This window comes from Janthinobacterium sp. LPB2021202312-11-4 (genome assembly GCF_037049705.1).
In the GTDB taxonomy this organism is placed as follows: Bacteria; Pseudomonadota; Gammaproteobacteria; order Pseudomonadales; family Pseudomonadaceae; genus Aquipseudomonas.
The window spans coordinates 14,141-37,328 of the sequence record NZ_JBAGKV010000045.1 but is presented as its reverse complement, the minus strand read 5'-3'; the positions used below and the strand labels follow the sequence as shown (position 1 = coordinate 37,328).

The window sequence follows — 23,188 nt, the reverse complement described above, 5'->3', positions numbered from 1 at the left end:
GTCAGTCTCCCAGCGGCAGGTGATCGTCGCCGCCGCGGTATTCGTCGAGGGCGAGTTTGATCCGCCGCAAACGTTCTTGATTGTCTTCAGGATTGGCCAGCGCCAGCTCGGTGGCGAGTACGTCGATGGCCAGCAACATGCCGTAGCGCGCCGCCGTGGGTTTGTAGATAAACGAGGTTTCGACGCCTTGCAGCGGCAACAGCACATCGGCCAGTTGCGCCAGTGGCGTGTCGGCGCGGGTGATGGCGAGAATCCGTGCGCCATAGTTGCGCGCCAGCTCGACGGCTTCGATCAGTTCCGGGGTGATGCCCGTCAGCGAGCAAGCAACCACGACGTGTTCAGCACCGAGGCTGGCGGCGGTAACGCGCATCATCACCGGGTCATGGCACACCGCGATCGGGTAGCCGAAGCGCACCAGTCGCACTTGCAACTCATCGCTGCACAACGACGAGCATCCGCCCATGCCGAAGGCGTGAATCATCCGCGCCTTGCCCAGCAATTTCACAGCATCGGCGAAGCGTGATTCATCGAACGCAGCCAGGTGCCGACGTAAGGTCGATTCGATATCCCCGACAATCTGCCCGTAAAACGCCGATTGCTCGGGTGTGCCCGCCGGGTCGAGGAAGCGGCTGCCGACGCCACTGGCCTGGGCCAGTTGCAAACGCAAGTCGCGCAAGTCGCGGCAACCCACCGTGCGGGCAAACCGCGACAGCGTGGCGCTGCTGACTTCCGCCCGCAGCGCCAGCTCATCGAGGCTGGCGGAAGCGGCAAAACCGACGTCGTCGAGCATCAACCGGGCGATGCGCCCTTCACCGGCGCTAAACGAATCCTGGCGGGCGCGGATCTGGTAGAGGATGTCCATGGCGGGGCGGCTCCGGCTACAGCAGGTAAGAAAGACCGAGGGTCAGGCCGAAGGCGACGACCGAGATCAGCGTCTCGAGCACCGTCCAGGTCTTGAAGGTCTGGGCGACCGTCATATTGAAGTATTCCTTGATCAGCCAGAAGCCACCGTCGTTGACGTGGGAAAAGATCACCGAGCCCGCCCCCGTTGCCAACACCAACAATTCAGGGTGGGGATAACCCAAGCCGATGGCCACGGGCGCGACAATGCCCGACGCGGTGGTCATGGCGACGGTGGCAGAACCGGTGGCCACCCGCATCAACGCCGCGAACAGCCAGCCCATGATCAGCGGCGACAAGTGGAATTCATGGGCCAGGCTGACAATCTGATCCGTGACGCCGGCGTCCACCAGAATCCGGTTCAAGCCACCGCCCGCGCCGACCAGCAAGGTGATGCTGGCGGTCGGCGCCAGGCATTCATTGGTGAATTTCAGGATCGATTCACGGTTGAAGCCTTGCGCCAGGCCCAAGGTCCAGAAACTCAACAACGTCGCCAGCAACAGGGCAATCACCGAGTTGCCGATAAACAACAGGAACTGGTTGAAACCGCTGCCCGGCGTGGAAATCAGGTTCGCCCAGCCGCCGATCAGCATCAACACCACCGGCAACAGAATGGTCGCCATGGTGATGCCGAAACCGGGCAAGCGATCCCGTGGTTCGCGGTCGAGAAACTGCCGCTCCAGCGGGTTATCCACCGGCAATTGAATGCGCGGCACGATGAATTTGGCGTACAGCGGGCCGGCAATAATCGCCGTCGGAATGCCGATCAAAATCGCATAGAGCAACGTCTGCCCCACCGACGCCTGATAAGCCTGCACCGCCAGCATCGCCGCCGGGTGCGGCGGCACCAGCGCATGCACCACCGAGAGGCCGGCGACCATCGGCAAACCGACCATCAGAATCGACACCCCGACCCGCCGCGCCACGGTGAACGCAATCGGCACCAGCAACACAAAACCGACCTCGAAAAACAGCGGCAAGCCAACCAGGAACGCGATACAGACCATCGCCCAGTGCGCATTCTTCTCGCCGAAGCGATCGATCAACGTGCGTGCCATCTGCTCCGCGCCGCCCGACTCGGCCATCATCTTGCCGAGCATCGTCCCCAGCGCCACCACCAGCGCAATATGCCCCAGGGTCTTGCCGACACCCGCCTCATACGCCCCGACCACACCCGACGCCGGCATCCCCGCCAACAGCGCCAGGCCAATGGACACCAGGGTGATCACAATGAACGGATTGAGTCGATAACGCGCGATCAGAACGATCAGCGCAATGATGGCGATAGCGGCATAAACCAGCAGCCAATAGCCGAAGGAAGGCGTCATGCGGTACTCCTCGAAAGGGTCACGTCGAGTGATTTGTGAAACTCATAAATCATTTCGTGGCGTGATTTTCAAACGAGGTGAAAGTAATTTACGTGCACAGGTAAGGCATGTCGCGCAGAGGTATGGCGGGGTGGGGGTTATGAAAATGGGGGGTGGGGATTTTCATTGCTTTTAGGCTGGTCGCTTTCCGCACACAGAACGGGCGATGACGCAGTCAGTTTTCAGCGCAGCCATAAGCGCTATACTCGGCACTCATTCCCAAACTGAGACAGGCTCATGGCAACTGAGCGCCGAAACGGCAAAAAACTGAATTCGGAGACCTTGATTCGGGCAATCGCCAGTTCAACGGCCATTGAAACGGGTCAGCCTGTCCAAGTGATTGAACGCAAGCTTAGAAACAAAACCAGCAAGTTCGAGCATCTCACTCTCGCACCTTAACGATGCCTCTCTGCGTGCCGGTCATTCCAGTAATGCCTGCTCGACCCAATGTTCCATGGGCGCATAGTTGCAGTTCAGTCCTTGGTTGATCGCCGCAAAGTACGCGCCCTTGTGCTCCTCCCAGCAGCTGTAATCCAAAGGCAAGCGCCCGGCCTGAACCGCCATCACATCCGCGAGTAATCGCGACAAGCGCCCGTTACCCTCACGAAACGGGTGAATAAGGATGAACTCTACGTGGCTTAAGGCGATCGCCTTAATCAACTCGTCATCCGTGCAAGTGCTGCACGGCGTGAATCGGGCAAGACAGTCCCGTTCAAAATTAACCAGCAATCGCGGAATTTGTGGCGCTGCTGCGAAGAAAAAACCGCCCTTGCCCATGTTGACCGCGCGAATATCTCCTGCCCAGGGATAGAGATTGCCGAGCCATCGCCGATGCCAATCCTTGAGGTCCTGCACGGATAATTGCCGATCAGGCAGGTTTTCGATCAGCACCGATTGGTACAACTTCTCGAGCAACACCAATTCAGCGTCGTCCATATCCTGCGGGTCGGTAATACCGAGCTTGTTGGCTAACACCCGCTCGTCCGAGCCAGGCTCATAGCTACTTTGCGAGCCCTCGGCGTCGTACCTATTGTTCATTTTTCGCCATTCCTGACCGTTTACGATTGAAGCATCAACCATAGGCCCGACTGCTGACGTTGATCAATTTCAAAAACCAAAACGGCCGCCCGAGGGCAGCCGTTTGTCAGGCTAAAGTCGCAGCCTGTGTGGCTGAAACGCCACTCACACCATTTCGTTACGAATCCATTCCACCACCGACGTGCGCTTCGGCGCCCAGCCCAGCAGTTCCCGCGCATGTTTGCCGCGCACCCGGCTGTTGGAGCCCAGGCCATAGTTGGCCATTTCGTAACCCCATTCGGCTTCGGCGTCCTTGAGCGGCCAGTCTTGTGGCTCACCGAGGTTCAGCGCTTGGGCCATGGCGGTGGTCATGTCGATGAACGACGACTCGCCGCTTTCGACGAAGTAGAAAGTGCCCGGGACGTTTTTGGTCAGGGCCAGCAGGTACAGGGCCACGACGTCTTCGATGTGCACGTTGGACCAGATGTTCTGGCCGGTGCCGACGTGGCGTACCACTCCACTTTTGCGCGCCTGTTTCAACAGTCGCGGCAACTGCACGCTGTCGCGATTGACGCCCAGGCTGTGGCCGTAGATCAGGGTGTTGCAGATGACGGCAGAGTTCACGCCGTCCTGCGCCGCCGCGAGGATCAGGTTGTCGATGGCAACGCGGGCGGCTTTGTCGACGGTGGGTGCCGGCAGGTTGTCTTCGTAATAGATGACGTCGCTGGATTTGCCGCCCGACGCATCGCCGACGATGCTCGAACCGCTGGTGTGCAGGAACACTTTGTTGGAACCGCGCAGTGCATCGAGCAGTGCTTCAACCGCAGCGCGATGGTCGCTGCTGGCGGCGTTGATCACAGCGTCGGCGGCGCGGGCCTGTTCGGCCAGCAATGCGCTGTCATCCAGCGTACCGATCACCGGGGTGATGCCCAGGGCGGCGAGTTCTTTGGCTTGTTCGGCGCTGCGCACCAGGCCGGTGACGTTATGGCCGGCCTTGACCAGACTGGTGGCGATGGAGCCGCCGATAAAACCGGCAGCGCCGGTAACGAATACGTTCATGGAGAAACTCCCTGCGTTGATAAGTGATGCAACGAGTATCAAGGACCGATCCCTGTCGAAAAATACCCGTTGGCCCAATTCACTCTTGCGCAGCGATCACGAATCAGCCTTTGAAATCCGTGTTCGCGTACACCGCCAATTTGCCCTGGATGAAGTCCAGGAAGCACTGGATGCGCAGGGCCAGTTGCGAGTTGCGGTAATACACCGCGTTGATCGGCTGGCGATAGCCGCTGTTGAAATCCGCCAGCACCACTTTCAGCCGCCCGGCGCGGATGTCGTCGATGGTCATGAAGTGCGACAGGCAGGCAATGCCCTGGCCCTCCAGCGCCAGGTGTCGCACGGTCTCGCCACTGGAGGCGTTGATCGCCGCGTTGATCGGCCAGCGATCGCCGTGCACATGGCGCAGCGGCCACTGGTTGAGGCCCTCGTTCTGGGTAAAGCCCAGCAGCGAGTGGCCGTTGAGATCGGCGACGGCGGTGGGTGTGCCGTGCTGTTCCAGATAGGCCGGGCTGGCGAGGATGTGCAATGGGCTGCAACCCAGGGAACGTGCGTGCAAGGTGGAATCCGCCAGCGTGCCGATGCGGATGGCGATGTCGGTGCTTTGTTCCAGCAGGTCAATGATCAGGTCATTGCTGTTGAGTTCGAGCTGGATGTCCGGGTAGAGCCGGCGGAACTCATCGATGTAGGGCACGATGGCGTGCAGCATGAACGGCGACGCCGCGTTGATCCGCAGGCGCCCGGAGGGGGTTTGCTGACGGGAGTTGAGGCGCTCTTCGAGCTCGTCCATCTGATCGAGAATCAGCTTGGCGTGTTCGAAGAAATACTTGCCTTCCTCGGTCAGGTCCATGCGCCGGGTGGTGCGGTTGATCAGCGTGGTGTCGAGCTTGGCTTCCAGCCGCGACAACGTGCGGCTGACCGCCGACGGCGTTTGCCCGACCTGCTCCGCCGCAGCGGAAATCGACCCGCATTCAATCACGCAGACAAAAATCTGCAATTCATCGGATCTGGCTTTCACGTGGGTCCTCTTTGCGTATCGGCGTGGCATGAATCGCCAAGATCGCAGCCTTCGGCAACGCCTACAAGGATTGCGTGCCCCCTGAACCAACGGGTGTACGCAATCTGTAGGAGCTGCCGCAGGCTGCGATCTTTCCGGCCGTTGCGACGGATACTAGCCGGAAAACTTATACAGACAGGCCAAACACCTCAGTCAAATGCTGCGCATACCGCGCCATGTCACGCTCGATGTCCGGGCGTTTCATCACGTCCACGCACAGGAAAGTCGGCAAACCAGTCATGCCGAGGAAGGTGTTGGCCTTGTGGAACGGGAAGTACACCGCGTCCACGCCTTTGCCTTCGAAGAAATCGGTCGGGTCGTTGAAGGCTTGCTGCGGCGCGTTCCAGGTCAGGGACAACATGTATTGCTTGCCCTGCAACAAACCGCCACTGCCGTACTTTTGCGTGGCGTCGGAACGGGTGCGGCCATCGCTGGCGTAGAGGCTGCCGTGGCCTTCGGTGAAGACTTCGTCGATGTATTTCTTCACGGTCCACGGCGCGCCCATCCACCAGCCCGGCATCTGATAAATGATTACGTCGGCCCAGACAAACTTGGCGACTTCTTCCGCGAGGTTGTAGCCCTCGTCGATGAACGTGGTTTTCACGTCCAGACCGCCGCGATCCAGCACGCTCAGCGCGGTGTCATGCAGGGTGGTGTTATAGCGGCCATCGGAGTGGGCGAACTTTTTGCCGCCATTGAGCAAGAGGACTTTTTTCATGAGAGGTCTCAGAATGTTGGAATTCGATGGCGGCAGAGTAGCGACCCGCCTCGCGCGGAATAAGCGCCGAATTCACAAAATTCATTTGACCAAAACGCACGAATCCATAAGCGATTGTTGCCATAAAATTCCGCCGATTGTTATTTCGAGGGGATTTTTTGATGAGTGATGTACAAGGTTTCATCCTGCACGCCAAGACCCGCCCGGAAAAAGCCGAGGCCTTCGAAGCGCTGTTTCGCGCCTACGTTGAACCGAGCCGCGCCGAACCCGGCTGCATCGAGTACCACATGCTGCGCGACCAGCAGGACCCGACGCTGTTTATCTTTTACGAGATCTGGCAGTCCCAGGCCCACCTGGACGTGCACTCGAACCTGCCGCACATGAAGCAGTTCCGCGATCAGCGCATGGACTATCTGGAACAGGATTTCGACATCCGCGCGATCGAGATGCTCAGCCCATCCTCGGCTAGCCGCTGATCAGCAAGTGGCCGCCAAGCAACCCGAGGCCAATGAAGAACACTCGCTTGAACAACACGGCGCTGATCCGCTGACGCAGCCATTGCCCCAACCACATGCCGAGCACCGCCGGGATCAGCGCCAGCAGCGAGGCGCTCAACTCGCCCCCGCCGAGGGCGCCGCGCCAGAACAACCCGGCGGCCAGCGCCAGGGTCGAGACGGTGAACGACAGCCCCAGTGCCTGCACCAGTTCATCTTTGTTCAAACCCAGCGCCTGCAAGTACGGCACCGCCGGGATCACGAACACACCGGTGGCCGAGGTGATAACCCCGGTCAGCACGCCGCAGAGGGGGCCGAGCCAACGCTCGGTGCGCCGGCCAACGCGCATCGTCGGCAGAAACAATCCGCTCAAGGCGTACAGCAACAACGCGGCGCCCAATCCCCGCACCACCCAATGTCCGCTGGCCATGCCGATCCACAATGTCCCGGCGCCGGTGCCGAGGAAAATCGCCAGCAGCATCGGCCACAGGCGTTTGATCAATCCTTGCAAATGCCCGCCGAAAGCCAGTTGCCAGACATTGGTCAGGGTCGCCGGGATGATCAATAGCGCGGCAGCCTGTGACGGCACCATAGCCAGACCGAGCAGGCCCATGGCGATGGTTGGCAGGCCGAGGCCGATCACACCTTTGATCATGCCAGCCAGCAGGAACGTGGCGACGACCAACATAGACAAGGCCAACCCGAGGTTTTGGTAGAACGCGGCGAGTGTATTCATGGCGCTATGGTGAGCCCGGGCGGGTGCTTTGAAAATCTGCCATATACTGAGGCTGCCTCTTGCTTTGACAGAGGCTAAAGATTTCGCTGAGGCTGCTGGCACCTTCGCGGGCAAGCCTCGCTCCTACAGGGAGACGGGAATTCCCTGTAGGAGCAAGGCTTGCCCGCGAAGAGGCCGGCCCCGACAACAAAAACCCTGAAGGTAAAACAATGCACTTCGACCTCACCGACCTGCGCCTTTACCTGAACATCCTCGACAGCGGCAACATCACCGCCGGCGCCGAACGCAGCCATTTGTCGCTGGCAGCGGCGAGCGCACGTATCCGGGCGCTGGAAGCGTCGCTGGGCGTCGACTTTCTCCTGCGTGGCCGGCGCGGCGTCACCCCCACTGCGGCCGGTAAAGCCTTGGCGAAACACGCCCGAGTCCTGCTGCAACAAGCCGAGCGCCTGCAGCAGGATCTGGCCGAATACGCCAACGGCGTCAAAGGCCAGGTGCGGTTGTTGTGCAACACCACAGCCATCACCGAATACCTGCCGGAATTGCTCGCGGACTTTCTGCGCGACCACCCCAACCTCGACATCGACCTGCAAGAGCTGCCCAGCGCCCGCATCACCCACGCCTTGCGCCAAGGGGCGGCGGACCTCGGGATCGTCTCCGACGCGGTGGACACCGATGGCCTGCAAACCCGCCCCTTTCGTGACGATCCGCTGGTGCTGATCCTGCCCCGCGATCATCCGTTGGCCGACAGCGGCGAAGTCAGTTTCAGCGACACCTTGCACCACGACTTCGTTAGCCTGAACGCCAACAGCGCGCTCGCGGTGTACCTCGAAGAACAGGCGCTGCACACCGGTTCACGGATGCAAATCCGCATCCGCGCCGACGGCTTTGATGGGGTCATGCGCATGGTCGCCCGAGGGGCCGGGCTGGCGATCGTGCCCCTGGCCGCCATCGAGCGCTGGCCGGGTGAAACACCGTTCAAAAGCCTTGCCCTGCAAGAGCCCTGGGCCCAACGCAAACTGCTGTTGTGCGCCCGAGACTTCGCGGCGTTGCCCGCCTACGCCCAAGCCTTGCTGAACGCCTTGACTCTCCCCTGAGGGGTAGACTTTACCCTTGGGGTTTGATCTTCAAGGATGCGGACAATGGGCAAGAAAATACTGGTGATTCTCGGTCATCCTTCGAGCAACAGTTTCTGCGCTGCACTGGCCGAACGCTACGCGCAATCGGCGTTGCGCGCCGGGCATGAGGTGCGTCAGTTGTGGCTGGGCACGATGGACTTCGATCCGGTGCTGCGTGAAGGTTATCAACAGGTCCAGCCGCTGGAGGCCGATCTGCGCCAGGCCCAGGCCGACATCCTCTGGGCCGAGAAGTTGACGCTGGTTTATCCCATCTGGTGGGGCGGGATTCCGGCGTTGCTCAAAGGCTTTTTCGACCGGGTGTTCCTGCCGGGTTTCGCCTTCAAGTACCGCGAAGGCAAGGCATTTCCCGACAAACTCCTGAGCGGTCGCAGTGCGCACTTGCTCGTAACCATGGACACGCCGCCCTGGTATTACCGTTGGGTCTATCGCATGCCCGGGTTGCATCAGGTGCGTAAAACCACCCTGGCGTTTTGCGGCATAGAACCCCGGCGCACGCTGACCTTCGGGCCAATCCTGGGTTCCAGCGCCGCTCAGCGCGAGGCCTGGCTGCTGCAAGCCCAGGCTATCGCCAGCCAATGAGTCTGCCGATAATGGGCACGGTTTACCCTCGGCAAAAAAAGGACTTTTCATGTACATCGGCCAAGCCGCGCAGCGTTCGGGCACGACGATCAAAAGCATCCGTCACTACGAGGCCATCGGCCTGATGCCGCCTGCCCGGCGTCAGGGCAACTACCGGGTTTACGACCAGCAGAGCGTCGATCGGCTGGGCATCATCAAATGCGCCCAACAACTGGGTTTCAAGCTCAAGGAATTGCAGGGGATTTTCGCCGGGCAAACCGGGCAACCGCTGTCATGGGCCGATGCCCAGCAAGCGATCACCGACAAGAAGCGCGAGATCAACGCCCAGATTGCGGCGCTGACCCAACGGCACGCGCAATTGGTCGAGTTCGAAGAGAGCCTGCAAAACGCCTGGGAACACTGCCCTCTAGAGCCAAAATAAGCCCAAGGAATAACTTGCAAAGTACGGATACATACGTACTATAGCTCCGGAGCGAACGTGTCGTCTCAGCCGCCGTTTGCGCACAGCGACAGCGGTCAAGGAAGAACGGATCAGCTCCAATAACCTACAAGGAATGAGGGGACGCTATGGTTGATTCATCGGAGTTTCGTAATGCAATGGCGATGCTGGGCAGCGCCGTCACCATCGTCACAACGGATGGCCCCGCAGGCCGTTTCGGCTTCACCGCGTCCGCCGTGTGCAGCGTGACCGATTCACCGCCGACGCTGCTGGTGTGCGTCAATCGCGCCTCGGCCAATCACGAGCATTTCAAAACCAACGGCGTGCTGTGTGTGAACGTGTTGACCGGGGACCATCAGGCGACTTCCGGCGCGTTCGCCAACCGTCAGTTGAGCATGCAGGAGCGCTTCTCCAGCGTTAACTGCCAAACCCTGGTGACCGGTTCGCCGGCCATTGAAGAAGCACTGGTCAACCTCGACTGCCGCGTCAGCAAGATTGACGAGGTCGGCACCCACAGCATTTTTTACTGTGAAATCCTCGAACTCAAACACAGCGAAGCCACTGAAGGCCTGGTCTATTTCAATCGCAACTACTACCGTCTCAATGACCAAATGCGCTTGGCTCCCGATCAGTAAACGATGGGGATCAGAGCATGTTATTCAATGAAGACAACTTCGCGGATATCGACCTGAACCTGATCATTATTTTTCTGGTGTTGTTTCGCGAGCGAAGCGTTTCGCGCACTGCCGAACGCCTGCATGTGAAACAACCGGCGATCAGTGGCTCGTTGGCACGCTTGCGCAAGCGCTTCGATGACCCGCTGTTCCTGCGCTCGTGCAATACGATGCGCCCGACCTCGAAAGCGGAAAAACTGGCCTTGGCCCTGACCCCGGCCATCAGCCAGATCGAGGCGGTGATCAGCCTCTGAAACCGTTCACCGTGGCAGCCCTTGGGCCGAAAAACGGCCAAGGGTTTGCCGTCGGTTGAACACCGGTCGGGGACATGGTTGGAGGAGATGTTCAAGCTCGATGGCCGAGCCGGATGTCGAGTCAGACCCGTGCCCAGAACGCCGGCAGAAAACACTCGCTGACCAACAAGGCCGAGCCGTTGCGCGTAAAGCGCGAACGCCTGGCCAGCAGCCGTTTAGCATGGGGCGCGTAGCGGTAAGACAGTGCCGCCAGCGGCGCGCCGGGGGCCAGCAAGGCGCACTGGAACGGTTCGCGCAGGGTCTGTTCCGAGCGGTAGAGAATCTCCGCCAGCGGCCGACCACCGTATTCGTTCAGCTCGGCCCAATCGGCGCTCAGGGCCGGCACACTGGTCAGGCTGCGCGCCGTGACACAGGCCTCGCCGTCAATCTTCATCACCACTTCGCGCACCCAACCGGTGGACGCTGGCGGCACGTCCAGTGCCTCGGCCTCGTCCTGGTTCAGCACGGTATGGGATTGTTCGATCACTTCGATGGAATAGTCGCCCATGGCTTTCAAGCGCGGGGTCAACGCGCCCGGCAAAAACAGCCAATGATGCTCGGGGGCGGTCAACTCCGACAGCGGTCGCGACGACCAATAATGATTCGAACCCATGCTCACACACCTCCCTGGTGATCGTGAATCGGTTGGTTGCCGTGAAGGGCCGGCCCTTCACGTGCGGTGGATCAATTTCACTTACGCGTCGGTGTCTTCGGTCACTTCATGCTTGCTGATCACATCGACGGTCTGTTCATCGAACTTGACTGCGGTGAGCAGCGAATCGAGCAGCCCGGGGAACCGCACATCCATGTCCTCGCGGCGCAGGGACAAGAGGTTTTCCCGACCGTACGGCCGTTGCCAAATCAGGCCGCTGTCACGCAAAACCCGCCAGTGGTGGGTCATGGTCGACTTCGATGCGCCCTTGAGAATCCGGCCACAGGGGTGTTCCTGGCCATCGGCCAACACCTTCAACACGGTCAGGCGCAACGGGCTCCCCAGCGCGGACAGAACATTCTCTAACAAGATCTGATCCTGACTGGGGTGATTCGGGACGTTCATAGGTAGGTACCTTTGAGGATATAGGCGGGAGAAGGCTTTCGTGAATTCGTCTATACGAGAACAGTAAGACTATACACAAAGATCCCCACCCCCGCGATTAACGCCCCGGCCGCACAGACCGTTGAACGCTACTGCTCGGTGTTCTGCGCCAACGGCAAATCGCGCTCCTGGAAGCCGCCGCCCAACGCCGCCATCAAGGAAATCGAACTGTCGACGTGCTTGCTGTTGAGGAAAGCCAGGCGCATCTCGTCCTGAATCAACTGTTGCTCGATGTTCAGCGCATCGAGGAACGTGTCTTCGCCGGCCTTGTAGCGCGACTGGGACAGTTCATAGGACGACTGGGCAATCGCACACGCATCCTTCTGCACCGCGATCTGCTGTTCGAACGAGCGCAACTGCGTCACCGAAATCGCCACTTCGTGCAGCGCCGAGGTCAGCACCTGGTTGTAGTGCGCGATGGAAACATCCAGCTCGGCGTTGCCGGCCTTGAGGTCGGAGCGCAGGCGCCCGGCGTCGAAAATCGGCAAGGACACCGTGGGCGCAATGTTCCAGAATTTGCTGACGCTGGCGAAAATCGCGTCGCCGGACAACGCATGGGTGCCCGCCGCCGCCACCAGGTTGATGTTGGGATAGAACGTGGTTTTGACCGCATCGATGTTCTTGTTCTCGGCCTCCACCCGCCAGCGCGCCGCGACGATGTCCGGCCGGCGCCCCAACAACTGCGCCGGCAGTTGCGCGGGCAGTGCCACCACGCTGGCTTGCAATGTCGAAGGACGCTCGATGCCTTGCGCCCGATCAACGCCCTTGCCCACCAGCACCGACAATTGCAGCCGGGCGATTTCGATGTCGTCCAGGGCGCCGATCAGGGTCGATTCCGAACGGGCCTTGAGGCTCTGCACCTGTTTCAACTGCGACAGGTTGTCCAGCCCCGAGTGGTAGCGCGAGTCCGACAACTCCACCAGTTTGCTCAAGCGCGCCAGGTCCCGGCGATTGAGCTCCGAGACCTGCCAGGCATAAGCCAATTGGTTGTAAGCCTTGACCACATTGACCGTCAGAATCAGCTTCGACGATTGCAGGTCGACTTCCGCCGCCATGGCGCTGTTGAGCGCCGACTCCCACGCCGCGCGCTGCCCGCCCCAAAGGTCAAAGGTGTAGTTGAAATTGACCGCCAGGTTGCGGGCCGTGAAGTACTTGTGGCCCTCACCGCTGTAATCCTCGAACTTCGACAGTCGCCCACGGGTGACACCCGCCGAGGCGTCCATTTCCGGGAAGCGCTCGGCATCGCGCAAGTCCAGGAACGCGTTGGCCTTGGCCACCCGAGCCTGCACCTCCTGCAAGTCCGGGTTGCTCGCATAAGCCTCTTCGATCAACGCGCCCAAGCGTGGATCGCCCAGGGCCGACCACCAATCGGCGCGTGGCCAATTGGCCGGTGGCAGCGTGTCTTTCAGGCTGTTCGAAGACGCCTGGTCAATCGACAACAACTGGCCCTGATGATTGATCCCGGCGTAGTTCACACAACCGGCGGCGAACATGATCGACACGGCCAGCGGCGCCAGCATGAAGCGTGTAATCCGATACATACAACTTCCTCAGATGGGTTGCGGCGCATTGACCGGGTGGGTTTCAGCGGCGCGAGCCGGCTGCTTGATCGAACTCAGCAAGGTGTAGACCGACGGCAGAATAAACAGCGTGAACAGCGTGCCGATCAGCATCCCGACCACAATCACCAGACCCAGCCCGAAGCGGCTGTTGGCCCCCGCGCCACTGGCGAACAACAGCGGCGCCAGCCCTACCACCATCGCGGCGGTGGTCATGAGAATCGGCCGCAGCCGCACTTGCGCGGCGTGTTGAATCGCTTGCACACGATCCATGCCTTGCTTGCGCTGCAATTCGTTGGCGAACGCGACCATCAGAATCCCGTGCTTACTGATCAATCCGATCAAGGTAATCAGGCCGATCTGGGTGTAGATGTTCAGCGACGTCATGCCCAGCGCCAGCGGCACCAGAGCCCCGCAGATCGACAGCGGCACGCTGATCAGAATGATGAACGGGTCGCGGAAGCTCTCGTATTGCACGCTCAGCACCAGGTAAATGATCACCAGGGCCAGGCCGAAGGTGAACACCAGGCTGTTGCCTTCCTGCACGTACTGACGGGCGTCGGACTGCCAGTCGAAACTGAAGCCGGCCGGGAAGTTTTCCGATTGTTTTTGCAGGAACTCCACCGCAGCGCCCAAAGTCACGCCCGGTGCCGGGATGGCCTGGAACGTGGCGGCGTTCTGCTGGTTGAACTGGGTCAGGCGGTTAGGCTCGACTTTCATGCTCAGGGTGGCCAGCGTCGACAGCGGCACCGGGTTGCCCTTCTGGTCTTTCACGTAATACAGCTTGAGGGTTTCCGGGGTCAGGCGGTCAGCGGAAATCGACTGCGGAATCACGTCATAAGAGCGCCCGTGGAAGGAGAACCGGTTGACGTATTTCTCGCCGATCAGGCTGTTGAGGGTCTCGCCGATGTCCTGCATGCGAATGCCCAACGCGTTGGCCTTGGCGCGGTCGATCTGGATTTCCACCACCGGATTGTTGAAGTCCAGGTCGCTGTCCACCACGGCAAACAAACCACTGGCCTGGGCCGCTTGCTTGAGTTGATCCATGACGTTGAACAACGCCAGGTATTCCTGATCGCTGCGAATGACCATTTGCACCGGCAACCCACCGGTCGAGCCAGGCAACGGCGGCATCTGGAACACGAAGATGCTGGTGCCTTCGATCTGGTTCACCTTCGCCTGCAAGTCAGGCTGGATGGTGTTGGCGTCACGCCCACGTTTTTCCCAGTCCACCAGGTTGATCCCGCCGACACTGTTGGACAGCCCGTCGGAACCGTTGGCCACCCAGTTGCTGTAACCCTCGGGGATCTCGTTGAACGTCTCGTAGAGCTTGTGGGCGTAGGCTTCCAGGTAGTTGAGGTTGGCGTGTTGCGGCGCCTTGATGGCGGTCAGCAGGATGTTCTGGTCTTCCAGCGGCGCCAGTTCGGTCTGCGCCGAGCGGTACAAAAACGGCAGGCTGAAAAAGATCACCAGCGCCACGCTCAGGCTGATCCAGCGCCGGGCCAGCGAGCCGCCAAGCAACGCGCCATAACGCTGGGACAAGTACTGAAAGAACCGATCAGCTTTGACGGCCATAAAGCCTTCGCTGCTTTTGGCATCCAGCAAACGCGTACTCATGATCGGCGACAAGGTCAGCGCGACGATCCCGGAAATCACCACCGCGCCGGCCAGGGTCAGCGCGAACTCCTTGAACAGCGTGCCCGTCAGGCCACCCATCAAGCCGATCGGCGCGTACACCGCCGCCAGGGTAAACGTCATCGCCACCACCGGCCCCGCCACTTCCCGGGCGCCGATCAATGCGGCATCAAACGGGCTCTTGCCCTCCTCGATGTGTCGGTGGACGTTCTCCACCACCACAATCGCATCGTCCACCACCAAGCCGATGGCGAGCACCATCGCCAGCAGGGTCAGCAGGTTCAAACTGAAGCCGAACATCTGCATCAACATCGCCGCGCCGAGCATCGACAGCGGGATGGTCACCAACGGGATCAGCACCGTGCGGAAGGTGCCCAGGCACAGGTAAATCACCAGCACCACAATCACCAGGGCTTCCAGCAGCGTGTACGACACTTCATCAATCGAGGACTGAATGAAGTGCGCCACTTCGAACGGAATCTGCACGGTCACGCCCGGTGGCAGGGTTTCCTGGATCTGCGGGATCAGTTCTCGCACACGCTTGACGATCACCAGCGGGTTGCCGGTTGGCGCCGCGTCGAGGCCGAGGAACAGCGCCGGCACATCGCTCATCGAACCACTGGTGTCGGTCGCAGCGGCGTTCAGCTCGACGGTGCCAACGTCCCGCACACGAATGATCCGGCCGTTGTCGTTGCGCAGCACCATGTCGCGGAAGTCTTCGACGCTGTTCAGGTCGGTGTTGACCCGCAGGTTGCTGACCACATACAAGCCTTTGACCTGGCCTGGCGCGGCCTGGAAGTTGTTGCCTTCGATGGCTTGCGAAACGTCTTGCCCGGTCAAGCCGTAACCGGCCAGGCGTTGCGGGTCGAGCCACAGGCGCATGGAGAGTTTCTGCTCGCCCATGATGTTGATTTTCGCCACGCCTTCGATACCGGCGAACATCGGTTCGACCACCCGCGAGATGTAATCGGACATCTCCGGAATCGTCAGGTTGGAACTGGCGAACGCCACGTAGGCCACGCTGGTGAAACCGCCCGAGGTGCGCTCCACCACCGGGTCGTAGGCATCCTTGGGCAAGCGATACTTGATCTGGTTGACCTTGGCCATCACCTCGGTCAACGCCGAGATCGAATCACTGTTGAGGGCCATGCGGATCGTCACCAGGCTGCGGCCCTGGGTCGAAGACGACGACAGATAGTCGATGCCCTCGACCGAGGCCACAGCCTGGCTGATCGGCTGGGTGACGAAGCCTTGCATAAGCTCCGACGAGGCGCCCGGGTACTGGGTGGTGACCGTGATGGTCGACGTTTCCAGCATCGGGTACTGGCGGATCGGCAGGTTCATTAACGCACGCACACCGAACAGCAGGATCAGCGTACTGACCACCACGGCCAGCACGGGGCGGCGTAGAAAGATGTCGGTAAATTTCATGGTTTCGACCCGGTTGCGAGGTTAAGGCCAATTGTGTCCGGCACACCTTCCACCGCCACGCCGTCGTGGAGTTTCAACTGCCCGGACGTCACCACTTGCACGCCCTCGGTCAAGCCTTTGTTGACCACCGCCCAGCCATCGCGACGCTCGCCGACCTTGATGCTTTCACGCTTGACCTTGGTCACGCCGGCCTCGTCGAGGTACACCGAGAACACGCTTTCGCCGTAGGCGTTGTAGGTGATGGCGGTTTCCGGGATCAGCAGCTCGGCGGTTTGCGGCAGCGTCACCGAGACCCGGGCATACATGCCCGGACGCAGCAGTTTTTTGGTGTCGGTGATCACGGCCTGAACGTTGATGGTGTGGGACTGATTGATCTGCGGATCGACCGCAACAATTTTTCCCTGAAACGTCACATCGACCCAGGCATCGACCTTGGCCTGCACGGTCTGGCCCAGTTGCACCCGGGAACCATCGCGCTCGGCCAGGGTGAAGTTGACGCGCAGCACACCCGGGTCAGTCAGGGTCGCGACCGCGCCGCCGGCGTCAAGGTATTGCCCCAAATGCGCCTGACGAATGCCCAGGGTGCCGGCGAACGGTGCACGGATATGCCGCTGGGCAATCTGTGCCTGCATCCGCTCCATGTCACCTTTGGCGGCGTCCAGTTGAGCCCGGGCACTGTCGAAGGCGCGGCGGCTTTCAGCACCGGTCTTGGCCAGTTCCTGGACCCGGGTGAATTGCGCCTTGGCCGATTCGAACTCGCCTTTCAAGCGCACCAATTCCCCTTGCTCCGGGGCGTCGTTGAGTGTCAGCAACAGTTGCCCGGCCTTCACTTCATCGCCGGATTCGAAATCGATATCAACGACCTTGCCGCTGACTTCCGCCGACACCAAGACCTGACGCTGGGCTTCGAGCTTGCCGATCGCTTCGAGGTAATAGGTGTACGGCTGTTTTTTGACCTGGGCCAGACCGACCCGGGTACTCGGAATCCGTTGTTCTGCAGCCGCTGGCGTCGGTGACCAGAAACGCCAGCCCAATGCGCTGGAGATGACCACGACCAAGACCACAAAGATAAGTGTTTTAAGCATATTTCGAGCAAGCATGTGGCACTCCCTTGACTCTTTACTGCGAGCACAAAAGTTCAAGAATTAATAAAAAAGAGGCGACACAAACCCGACGAGTTATTAATCCCTGTGATTAATCACTCATAACTCGCCGGGCTTGTTTAAAGCGTGATTATGCCGCGATCAGTACGTTGGTTTTATCCAGGTACAACTTGCCGATGCCGTGCAAGTTCAAAGGCGACAAGGTGAAGTGTTTTGAGCCGGTATGAATATCGCGGAAACAGCGTTCCAGGAAACTGGTTTTATAAACGGCTTTGGAACCGGCCAATGCGTAAATCTGATTGACCGCATTCACCGAGTTTTCCGTCAGGACCGAAGCGGCCAAACCGACCCGGGCGCTGACCGGTTCACCGACGGTTTCACCGCGATTGATCACTTGGCAGATCGCGTCTTCCAGCAACAACTGCGCGGTGTGCACCGAAGAAATGGCGCGACCGGTCTTCTCGAAAATCACCCCTTCCAGGCCCGGGTCGGTGTTCACCGCGCGGTCATTACGGAAGTGATCGACCGCCGCCCGGGCCACGCCCAGCACAGTGGACATCGCCGCCAGCGTGCCGAACTCGTAGTAGCCGGTGGCATAGGCGCGAGAGCTGCGCACTTGCGGGGATTTCTTCAGGGTTTCGACGTCCAGGGAGAACGCCTTGTTGACCAGCACTTGCGTGCACTCGAAGTGGTTGCTGCCGGTGCCGCGCATGCCCAGGGTGTCCCAGGTGTGGTGGATCTTGCACTGGCTGGCCGGGACGAAAAACATCCGCACCTCGGGTGCCGAGCCATCCGCCGGGCCTTTGACGGTGGCGGTGCACACCAGCCAGTCGGCGTAGGCCGAACCGCTGGCGAACGCCCACTTGCCGCTCAACAGGTAGTCGTCGCCCACGGGCAACGCTTCGCCGCCGGAGTGGATCGCGCCGATGACAAAACCGTTGCAGGTGCTGTAGATCGCTTCGCTGGTGGGCTCCGGCAAATAATCGGAGAGCCGGCCCATGGCCACTTGCACGGCCAATTGCCAGGAGACGGAGGCGTCATACCGGGCAAACTCCAGCAACATGGCGGAGGTGGTCTGGATATCGACCTGGGAACCGCCAAACGCCCTGGACACGGAGGTCCGGGCGAAGCCTTCCTTGAAAAGCTCAGACATCACATCCTTGTGAGTCGCATTCGTCTGCTCGCTGTAATCCCGGTGTTGCAGGATCAGAGGGTTCAGTGCACGTACCTTCTCAAGCCATTCATTGGATTCGGTGGGAAGGTTATTCCATTGCATTAGATTTTTCATAACGGCTCCTAGCTATTATTTATTAACGGTCAGCAGACGAAAAAACAGACAACGTTTTATTGTTATTAAACCCCGCGAAAAATGTACGTCTACAGTCGTACATTGGCAAGCGTTATTATCAGAACCGATTCTGATGATTTAAAAAACAGAATCGGCTTATTGATAATAATTAAAGGCGAAAAGATACAACCGAACTTTCAATCAAGTTACGGCTTTTAAAACGCTGGAATTAACGTGCGCCGGCGCGTCGTGCACTGACCTCCGATAGCGATGCCCAATCCTGATCGCCCTGGCCGTGGGCCATGCCATCGAGCAGGTTGTCCTTCAACACACTGGCAAACGGCAACGGCACCTGCGCCGCTTCACCCGCCTCCAGCGCCAGCCGAATGTCCTTCAAACCCAGGGACAACTTGAACCCGGCCGGCTCGAATTGTTGATCGACCATCAGTTTTCCGTAGCCCTGATAAACCGGCACTGCAAACAGCGTCGAGGTGATCATGTCGATGAACGCGGCGCGGCTGATGCCGTAACCGCTGGCCAGAGTCGAGGCCTCGGCCGTTGACTCGATCGCCGCAGCGATCATCAGGTTCGCCGACAGCTTGGCGACGCATGCCAGCTCTGCACTGTCGCCGAACGGCCAGGTCTTGCGCCCCAACACATCGAACAACGGCTGCACCCGCACCAGCGCTTCGGCCGGCCCCGACACCAGAATATTCAGATTGCCGGCCGCCGCGACATCCACACGCCCCAGCACCGGGGCCGACACATAAGCCACCCCGCGCTCGGCGTGCAGGGCCGCCATTTCCTTGGCCAGCGCCACCGACACCGTGGACATGTTCACATGGACGCTGCCCGGCGCCAGACCGTCCAGGGCTTTGCCTTCGATGAACACCGAACGGATGGCGATATCGTCGCCCAGCATCGAGATCAACACCTCGGCCTTCGCCGCCAGGGCCGGGCTCTCGACCGCTTGAGCGCCGGCACTGACCAGTTGCGCCAAGGGCGCCGACGAGCGATTCCACACGCGGACCTGATGACCGGCCTTCAGCAGGTTCAGCACCATTGGTGCGCCCATCGTGCCCAAACCAATAAAACCCAGTTCCATGTCTTGCTCCTGTCTGTGTCAGGTGCCCGGAAGGCCCGTCGTTCGGCGAATCAGAATTGCGATTGTACGTGTACAGGCGTACATTTCAAGTGCCTCGATTATTTAACCTTCGAAGCACCGGTTTCAAACATACCTACACGCAAGGCAAGGAGGCTTTATGCAATTCGGGATCTACACCGTTGGCGACGTCACGCAAGACCCGACCAACGCCAGTACCCCAAGTGAATCTCAGCGCATTCAGGCCACCCTGCAAATCGCGCAGAAAGCCGAGGACATCGGCCTCGATGTATTCGCCACCGGCGAGCACCACAACCCGCCGTTCATCACCTCGTCCCCGACCACGTTACTGGCGTACATCGCCGCCAAGACCCAGCGCATCATCCTCTCGACGTCCACCACACTGATCAGTACCAACGACCCGGTGCGCCTGGCCGAAGAGTACGCGCTGCTGCAAAACCTCTGCGGCGGGCGCATGGACCTGATGCTCGGTCGCGGCAACACCGCGCCGGTCTACCCCTGGTTTGGCAAAAGCATCGCCGACGGCCTGCCGCTGGCGATGGAAAACTATCGCCTGCTGCACCGGCTCTGGCGCGAAGAAGACCTCAACTGGAGCGGTCGTTTCCGCACGCCCCTGAAGAACTTCACTTCGATTCCCCGGCCGCTGGACGACTTGCCACCCTTCGTCTGGCACGGCTCGATTCGTACCCCGGAAATCGCCGAACAAGCGGCGTATTACGGCGACGGTTTTTTCGCCAGCCACATCCTCTGGCCCCGTGAACACTTCATTGCCCTCGTCGAGTTCTACCGCGAACGCTTTGCCCACTACGGCCATGGCACCCGCGAGCAAGCCATCGTCGGTTTGGGCGGGCATATTTTCATGCGCCGCAACTCCCAGGATGCGCGCCGGGAATTTCGTCCCTACTTCGACAATGCCCCGGTCTACGGCCATGGCCCGTCGCTGGAAGAGTTCATGGAGATGACCCCGTTGTCGGTGGGCAGCCCCCAGGAAATCATCGACAAGACCCTGACCTTCCGCGAGCATTTCGGCGACTACCAGCGCCAATTGTTCCTGTTCGACCATGGCGGCATTCCCTTGAAAACCGTGCTGGAACAACTCGACATGTTCGGCGCCGAAGTGTTGCCGGTGCTGCGCGAAGAAACCCGTAAACGGCGCTCGCCGCTGGCGGCCGAAGCGCCGACCCACGCCAATCGACTGGCTCGTTTGCATGCCACGCACCCGCTTGAACCGGGCATCAAAACCCCACGACGGGACAGCGTGACCGGGCACTAACCGCCACCACTCATCCCCTGTGGGAGCGGGCTTGCTCGCGAAGAGGTCGCCACATTCAACAGCTTCGTTGACTGACCCACCGCTTTCGCGAGCAAGCCCGCTCCCACAAGGATTGCGCTGATCAGGCCGCGCCCTGGAGTGGCCGGTGTGCAGCCATCACCGTCAACACATCATCGTGGATAAGCCGGGCAAGGTACTGACCGTAACCGGTCTTGCTCATGCCGCCGGCCAACACCAACAATTGCGCATCGTCGATCCAGCCCTTGTTGTAGGCGATCTCTTCCAGGCAGGCGATTTTCAGGCCCTGACGCTTCTCGATGGCGTGCACAAAGTTGCCCGCTTCCAGCAGCGCATCGTGGGTGCCGGTGTCGAGCCAGGCCATGCCGCGCCCCATCACCGAAACGTTCAATTTGCCCCGTTGCAGGTAGACATTGTTGACGTCGGTAATCTCCAGTTCGCCCCGGGGCGACGGCTTGATCTCGGCGGCGATTTGCAGCACTTCGTTGTCGTAGAAATACAGGCCGGTGACGGCGAAATTGGATTTGGGCTCGGTCGGTTTTTCGCAGATGCTCAACGCCTTGCCGTTGGCGTCGAATTCGACCACGCCAAAGCGCTCGGGGTCGGCCACGTAATAGCCGAACACCGTGGCGCCTTCGTCGCGGCTAGCGGCGTGCAGCAGGGTTTCGCCGAAACCGGCGCCATAGAAAATGTTGTCGCCCAGGACCAGGCAGACGTTGTCGTCGCCGATAAATTCACGGCCGATGATGAACGCTTGCGCCAGACCATCCGGGCTTGGCTGCACTGCATAGCTCAGGCTCAAGCCCAACTGGCTGCCGTCGCCGAGCATGCGCTGGAAACCGGGCAAATCTTCGGGTGTCGAAATGATCAGGATTTCGCGAATGTCCGCCAGCATCAGCACCGACAGCGGGTAGTAAATCATCGGTTTGTCGTACACCGGCAGCGACTGTTTCGACACGCCGAGGGTGATCGGATGCAGACGCGAACCGGCGCCGCCCGCCAGCAGAATTCCTTTGTACTTGGCCATGCTTTTTTCCTTTTAAGCAGTGATTTTTGCAGGGGGTAATGTTCAGGCTTCAACAGCTTCGGTGGCGTGTTCGCCGATGCGTTCCAGGGCGTAATCACCCGACAGCACTCGCGTCCACCACGGGCTGTTTTCGAGGTACCAATCGACGGTTTTGCGCATCCCGGTTTCGAAGGTTTCCCGGGGCGTCCATCCCAGTTTCGCGTGGATTTTTCCGGCATCGACGGCGTAGCGCTTGTCGTGGCCGGGGCGGTCCTTGACGAAGGTGATCAGGTCGCGAAAGTGCTCAACGCCCTGCGGTTTGATCGCCCCCCGCTCCTCCAGCAAATCGCACAAGGTGTGCACCACTTGCAGGTTGGTCTTCTCGTTATGGCCGCCGATGTTGTAGGTCTGCCCGACCTCACCGCGACTGACCACCGCGTACAAGGCGCGGGCATGATCCTCGACAAACAGCCAGTCGCGGACCTGCGCGCCATCGCCGTACACCGGCAGCGGCTTGCCTTGCAGCGCGTTGAGAATGACGTGGGGAATGAGTTTTTCCGGGAAGTGGAACGGCCCGTAATTGTTCGAGCAATTACTCAGCACCACCGGCAAACCGAAGGTCCGGTGCCAGGAACGCACCAGGTGATCGGAGCTGGCCTTGCTCGCGGAATAGGGCGAACTCGGCGCGTAAGCCGTGGTTTCGGTGAACCCAGGGTCTCGGGGTTCAAGGTCGCCATACACTTCATCGGTGGAGATGTGATGGAAGCGAAACGCAGCCTGACGCGGCGCGTCCAGCCGGTTCCAGTAACCCCGCGCCGCTTCGAGCAAGGTGTAGGTACCGACGATGTTGGTTTCGATGAACGCTTGCGGGCCATCGATCGAGCGGTCCACGTGGGACTCGGCGGCCAGGTGCATCACGGCATCGGGTTGCAGTCGCGCGAAGAGTTCATCCAGCGCGTTCTTGCTGCGGATGTCCACTTGGTAAAACGAGTAACGCGGGGAATCGGCCACATCGGCCAACGAATCCAGGTTGCCGGCATAGGTCAATTTGTCGACGTTGATCACTTCGCAGTCGGTGTCGTTAATCAGGTATCGCACGACGGCCGAGCCGATAAAACCCGCGCCTCCCGTCACTAAAATTTTCATCAGCGCCTCCCTTGGCTCCTTGATGATTGAACAATCCTTGAGCG

At 60.1% G+C, this 23,188-nt stretch carries 23 protein-coding genes; 7 read left to right on the top strand and 16 right to left on the bottom strand.

What is annotated here, in order from left to right; all coding sequences use genetic code 11:
- Position 1: 1 nt before the first annotated feature.
- The 6 genes from V5E99_RS28985 to mdaB all read right to left on the bottom strand — a co-directional run bounded on the left by V5E99_RS28985 (position 2) and on the right by mdaB (position 6,115).
- Positions 2–862 carry a MurR/RpiR family transcriptional regulator gene (locus V5E99_RS28985; protein ID WP_499805854.1) on the bottom strand — a complete coding sequence of 287 codons (861 nt, stop codon included), beginning with the start codon at positions 860–862 and terminating at the stop codon, positions 2–4.
- 16 nt (positions 863–878) lie between these two features.
- Complete coding sequence (locus tag V5E99_RS28980) at positions 879–2,228, bottom strand: GntP family permease (protein ID WP_499805853.1); 1,350 nt, start codon at positions 2,226–2,228, stop codon at positions 879–881.
- Positions 2,229–2,687: 459 nt separating this feature from the next.
- Entirely contained in the window at positions 2,688–3,305 is a 618-nt protein-coding gene (locus V5E99_RS28975; protein WP_499805851.1) for a Fic/DOC family protein, read from the bottom strand.
- Positions 3,306–3,449: 144 nt separating this feature from the next.
- A complete protein-coding gene (locus V5E99_RS28970; protein WP_499805850.1) occupies positions 3,450–4,343 on the bottom strand; it encodes an NAD-dependent epimerase/dehydratase family protein in 894 nt (297 codons plus the stop codon).
- Positions 4,344–4,446: 103 nt separating this feature from the next.
- A complete protein-coding gene (locus V5E99_RS28965) occupies positions 4,447–5,358 on the bottom strand; it encodes a LysR substrate-binding domain-containing protein (RefSeq protein WP_499805849.1) in 912 nt (303 codons plus the stop codon).
- Between the two features lie 166 nt (positions 5,359–5,524).
- A complete protein-coding gene (mdaB, locus tag V5E99_RS28960) occupies positions 5,525–6,115 on the bottom strand; it encodes an NADPH:quinone oxidoreductase MdaB (protein WP_499805848.1) in 591 nt (196 codons plus the stop codon).
- A 161-nt stretch (positions 6,116–6,276) separates the two neighbouring features.
- On the opposite strand from mdaB, the gene V5E99_RS28955 reads away from it, so the two are divergent.
- Complete coding sequence (locus V5E99_RS28955) at positions 6,277–6,591, top strand: putative quinol monooxygenase (protein WP_499805847.1); 315 nt, start codon at positions 6,277–6,279, stop codon at positions 6,589–6,591.
- Here the strand turns inward: V5E99_RS28955 and V5E99_RS28950 are convergent.
- Positions 6,581–7,345, bottom strand: a complete 765-nt coding sequence (locus V5E99_RS28950; RefSeq protein ID WP_499805846.1) for a sulfite exporter TauE/SafE family protein — start codon at positions 7,343–7,345, stop codon at positions 6,581–6,583. The genes V5E99_RS28955 and V5E99_RS28950 overlap by 11 nt on opposite strands.
- 209 nt (positions 7,346–7,554) lie before the next feature.
- Between V5E99_RS28950 and V5E99_RS28945 the strand changes: the two genes are divergently transcribed.
- From V5E99_RS28945 to V5E99_RS28925, 5 genes are all read left to right on the top strand, one after another.
- Entirely contained in the window at positions 7,555–8,439 is an 885-nt protein-coding gene (locus V5E99_RS28945; protein WP_499805845.1) for a LysR substrate-binding domain-containing protein, read from the top strand.
- A gap of 45 nt (positions 8,440–8,484) precedes the next feature.
- Positions 8,485–9,060, top strand: coding sequence for an NAD(P)H-dependent oxidoreductase (locus V5E99_RS28940; RefSeq protein WP_499805844.1), 576 nt, complete (start codon positions 8,485–8,487; stop codon positions 9,058–9,060).
- 49 nt (positions 9,061–9,109) lie between these two features.
- Positions 9,110–9,481 (top strand): MerR family transcriptional regulator, encoded by a 372-nt coding sequence (locus V5E99_RS28935; protein WP_499805843.1) that lies wholly within the window; start codon positions 9,110–9,112, stop codon positions 9,479–9,481.
- Between the two features lie 146 nt (positions 9,482–9,627).
- Complete coding sequence (locus V5E99_RS28930) at positions 9,628–10,134, top strand: flavin reductase (protein WP_499805842.1); 507 nt, start codon at positions 9,628–9,630, stop codon at positions 10,132–10,134.
- 17 nt (positions 10,135–10,151) lie between these two features.
- Positions 10,152–10,427, top strand: a complete 276-nt coding sequence (locus V5E99_RS28925) for a LysR family transcriptional regulator (RefSeq protein WP_499805841.1) — start codon at positions 10,152–10,154, stop codon at positions 10,425–10,427.
- Between the two features lie 121 nt (positions 10,428–10,548).
- Here the strand turns inward: V5E99_RS28925 and V5E99_RS28920 are convergent, their stop codons facing one another.
- The 7 genes from V5E99_RS28920 to V5E99_RS28890 form a co-directional block, all read right to left on the bottom strand.
- Positions 10,549–11,079, bottom strand: a complete 531-nt coding sequence (locus V5E99_RS28920) for a chorismate--pyruvate lyase family protein (RefSeq protein ID WP_499805840.1) — start codon at positions 11,077–11,079, stop codon at positions 10,549–10,551.
- An 81-nt stretch (positions 11,080–11,160) separates the two neighbouring features.
- Positions 11,161–11,487 (bottom strand): ArsR/SmtB family transcription factor, encoded by a 327-nt coding sequence (locus V5E99_RS28915; RefSeq protein ID WP_499805839.1) that lies wholly within the window; start codon positions 11,485–11,487, stop codon positions 11,161–11,163.
- 164 nt (positions 11,488–11,651) lie between these two features.
- Complete coding sequence (locus tag V5E99_RS28910) at positions 11,652–13,103, bottom strand: efflux transporter outer membrane subunit (RefSeq protein WP_499805838.1); 1,452 nt, start codon at positions 13,101–13,103, stop codon at positions 11,652–11,654.
- A gap of 9 nt (positions 13,104–13,112) precedes the next feature.
- Positions 13,113–16,187 (bottom strand): MexW/MexI family multidrug efflux RND transporter permease subunit, encoded by a 3,075-nt coding sequence (locus tag V5E99_RS28905; protein WP_499805836.1) that lies wholly within the window; start codon positions 16,185–16,187, stop codon positions 13,113–13,115.
- Positions 16,184–17,287, bottom strand: a complete 1,104-nt coding sequence (locus V5E99_RS28900) for an efflux RND transporter periplasmic adaptor subunit (RefSeq protein ID WP_499805835.1) — start codon at positions 17,285–17,287, stop codon at positions 16,184–16,186. Before V5E99_RS28900 ends, V5E99_RS28905 begins: the two co-directional genes overlap by 4 nt.
- Before the next feature lie 133 nt (positions 17,288–17,420).
- The gene (locus V5E99_RS28895) at positions 17,421–18,578 is read right to left on the bottom strand and encodes an acyl-CoA dehydrogenase family protein (RefSeq protein ID WP_499805834.1); all 1,158 of its coding nucleotides are present in this window, start codon (positions 18,576–18,578) and stop codon (positions 17,421–17,423) included.
- Positions 18,579–18,807: 229 nt separating this feature from the next.
- Positions 18,808–19,683 carry an NAD(P)-dependent oxidoreductase gene (locus tag V5E99_RS28890; protein ID WP_499805833.1) on the bottom strand — a complete coding sequence of 292 codons (876 nt, stop codon included), beginning with the start codon at positions 19,681–19,683 and terminating at the stop codon, positions 18,808–18,810.
- Positions 19,684–19,840: 157 nt separating this feature from the next.
- On the opposite strand from V5E99_RS28890, the gene V5E99_RS28885 reads away from it, so the two are divergent.
- Positions 19,841–20,974, top strand: coding sequence for an LLM class flavin-dependent oxidoreductase (locus V5E99_RS28885; protein WP_499805831.1), 1,134 nt, complete (start codon positions 19,841–19,843; stop codon positions 20,972–20,974).
- A gap of 121 nt (positions 20,975–21,095) precedes the next feature.
- On the opposite strand, the gene rfbA is transcribed toward V5E99_RS28885, so the two are convergent.
- Positions 21,096–22,019: a glucose-1-phosphate thymidylyltransferase RfbA gene (gene rfbA / locus V5E99_RS28880; protein ID WP_499805830.1), complete on the bottom strand. Its 924-nt coding sequence runs from the start codon at positions 22,017–22,019 to the stop codon at positions 21,096–21,098.
- Positions 22,020–22,061: 42 nt separating this feature from the next.
- The gene (rfbB, locus tag V5E99_RS28875) at positions 22,062–23,147 is read right to left on the bottom strand and encodes a dTDP-glucose 4,6-dehydratase (RefSeq protein WP_499805863.1); all 1,086 of its coding nucleotides are present in this window, start codon (positions 23,145–23,147) and stop codon (positions 22,062–22,064) included.
- Positions 23,148–23,188 lie beyond the last annotated feature (41 nt).

Excerpts from the sequence above, each read along its gene's own strand:
- V5E99_RS28985 (WP_499805854.1), bottom strand. The coding sequence starts at position 862 with ATGGACATCCTCTACCAGATCCGCGCCCGCCAGGATTCGTTTAGCGCC.
- V5E99_RS28980 (WP_499805853.1), bottom strand. The coding sequence starts at position 2,228 with ATGACGCCTTCCTTCGGCTATTGGCTGCTGGTTTATGCCGCTATCGCC.
- V5E99_RS28975 (WP_499805851.1), bottom strand. The coding sequence starts at position 3,305 with ATGAACAATAGGTACGACGCCGAGGGCTCGCAAAGTAGCTATGAGCCT.
- V5E99_RS28970 (WP_499805850.1), bottom strand. The coding sequence starts at position 4,343 with ATGAACGTATTCGTTACCGGCGCTGCCGGTTTTATCGGCGGCTCCATC.
- mdaB (WP_499805848.1), bottom strand. The coding sequence starts at position 6,115 with ATGAAAAAAGTCCTCTTGCTCAATGGCGGCAAAAAGTTCGCCCACTCC.
- V5E99_RS28955 (WP_499805847.1), top strand. The coding sequence starts at position 6,277 with ATGAGTGATGTACAAGGTTTCATCCTGCACGCCAAGACCCGCCCGGAA.
- V5E99_RS28950 (WP_499805846.1), bottom strand. The coding sequence starts at position 7,345 with ATGAATACACTCGCCGCGTTCTACCAAAACCTCGGGTTGGCCTTGTCT.
- V5E99_RS28945 (WP_499805845.1), top strand. The coding sequence starts at position 7,555 with ATGCACTTCGACCTCACCGACCTGCGCCTTTACCTGAACATCCTCGAC.
- V5E99_RS28940 (WP_499805844.1), top strand. The coding sequence starts at position 8,485 with ATGGGCAAGAAAATACTGGTGATTCTCGGTCATCCTTCGAGCAACAGT.
- V5E99_RS28935 (WP_499805843.1), top strand. The coding sequence starts at position 9,110 with ATGTACATCGGCCAAGCCGCGCAGCGTTCGGGCACGACGATCAAAAGC.
- V5E99_RS28930 (WP_499805842.1), top strand. The coding sequence starts at position 9,628 with ATGGTTGATTCATCGGAGTTTCGTAATGCAATGGCGATGCTGGGCAGC.
- V5E99_RS28925 (WP_499805841.1), top strand. The coding sequence starts at position 10,152 with ATGTTATTCAATGAAGACAACTTCGCGGATATCGACCTGAACCTGATC.
- V5E99_RS28920 (WP_499805840.1), bottom strand. The coding sequence starts at position 11,079 with ATGGGTTCGAATCATTATTGGTCGTCGCGACCGCTGTCGGAGTTGACC.
- V5E99_RS28910 (WP_499805838.1), bottom strand. The coding sequence starts at position 13,103 with ATGTATCGGATTACACGCTTCATGCTGGCGCCGCTGGCCGTGTCGATC.
- V5E99_RS28905 (WP_499805836.1), bottom strand. The coding sequence starts at position 16,187 with ATGAAATTTACCGACATCTTTCTACGCCGCCCCGTGCTGGCCGTGGTG.
- V5E99_RS28900 (WP_499805835.1), bottom strand. The coding sequence starts at position 17,287 with ATGCTTGCTCGAAATATGCTTAAAACACTTATCTTTGTGGTCTTGGTC.
- V5E99_RS28895 (WP_499805834.1), bottom strand. The coding sequence starts at position 18,578 with ATGAAAAATCTAATGCAATGGAATAACCTTCCCACCGAATCCAATGAA.
- V5E99_RS28890 (WP_499805833.1), bottom strand. The coding sequence starts at position 19,683 with ATGGAACTGGGTTTTATTGGTTTGGGCACGATGGGCGCACCAATGGTG.
- V5E99_RS28885 (WP_499805831.1), top strand. The coding sequence starts at position 19,841 with ATGCAATTCGGGATCTACACCGTTGGCGACGTCACGCAAGACCCGACC.
- rfbA (WP_499805830.1), bottom strand. The coding sequence starts at position 22,019 with ATGGCCAAGTACAAAGGAATTCTGCTGGCGGGCGGCGCCGGTTCGCGT.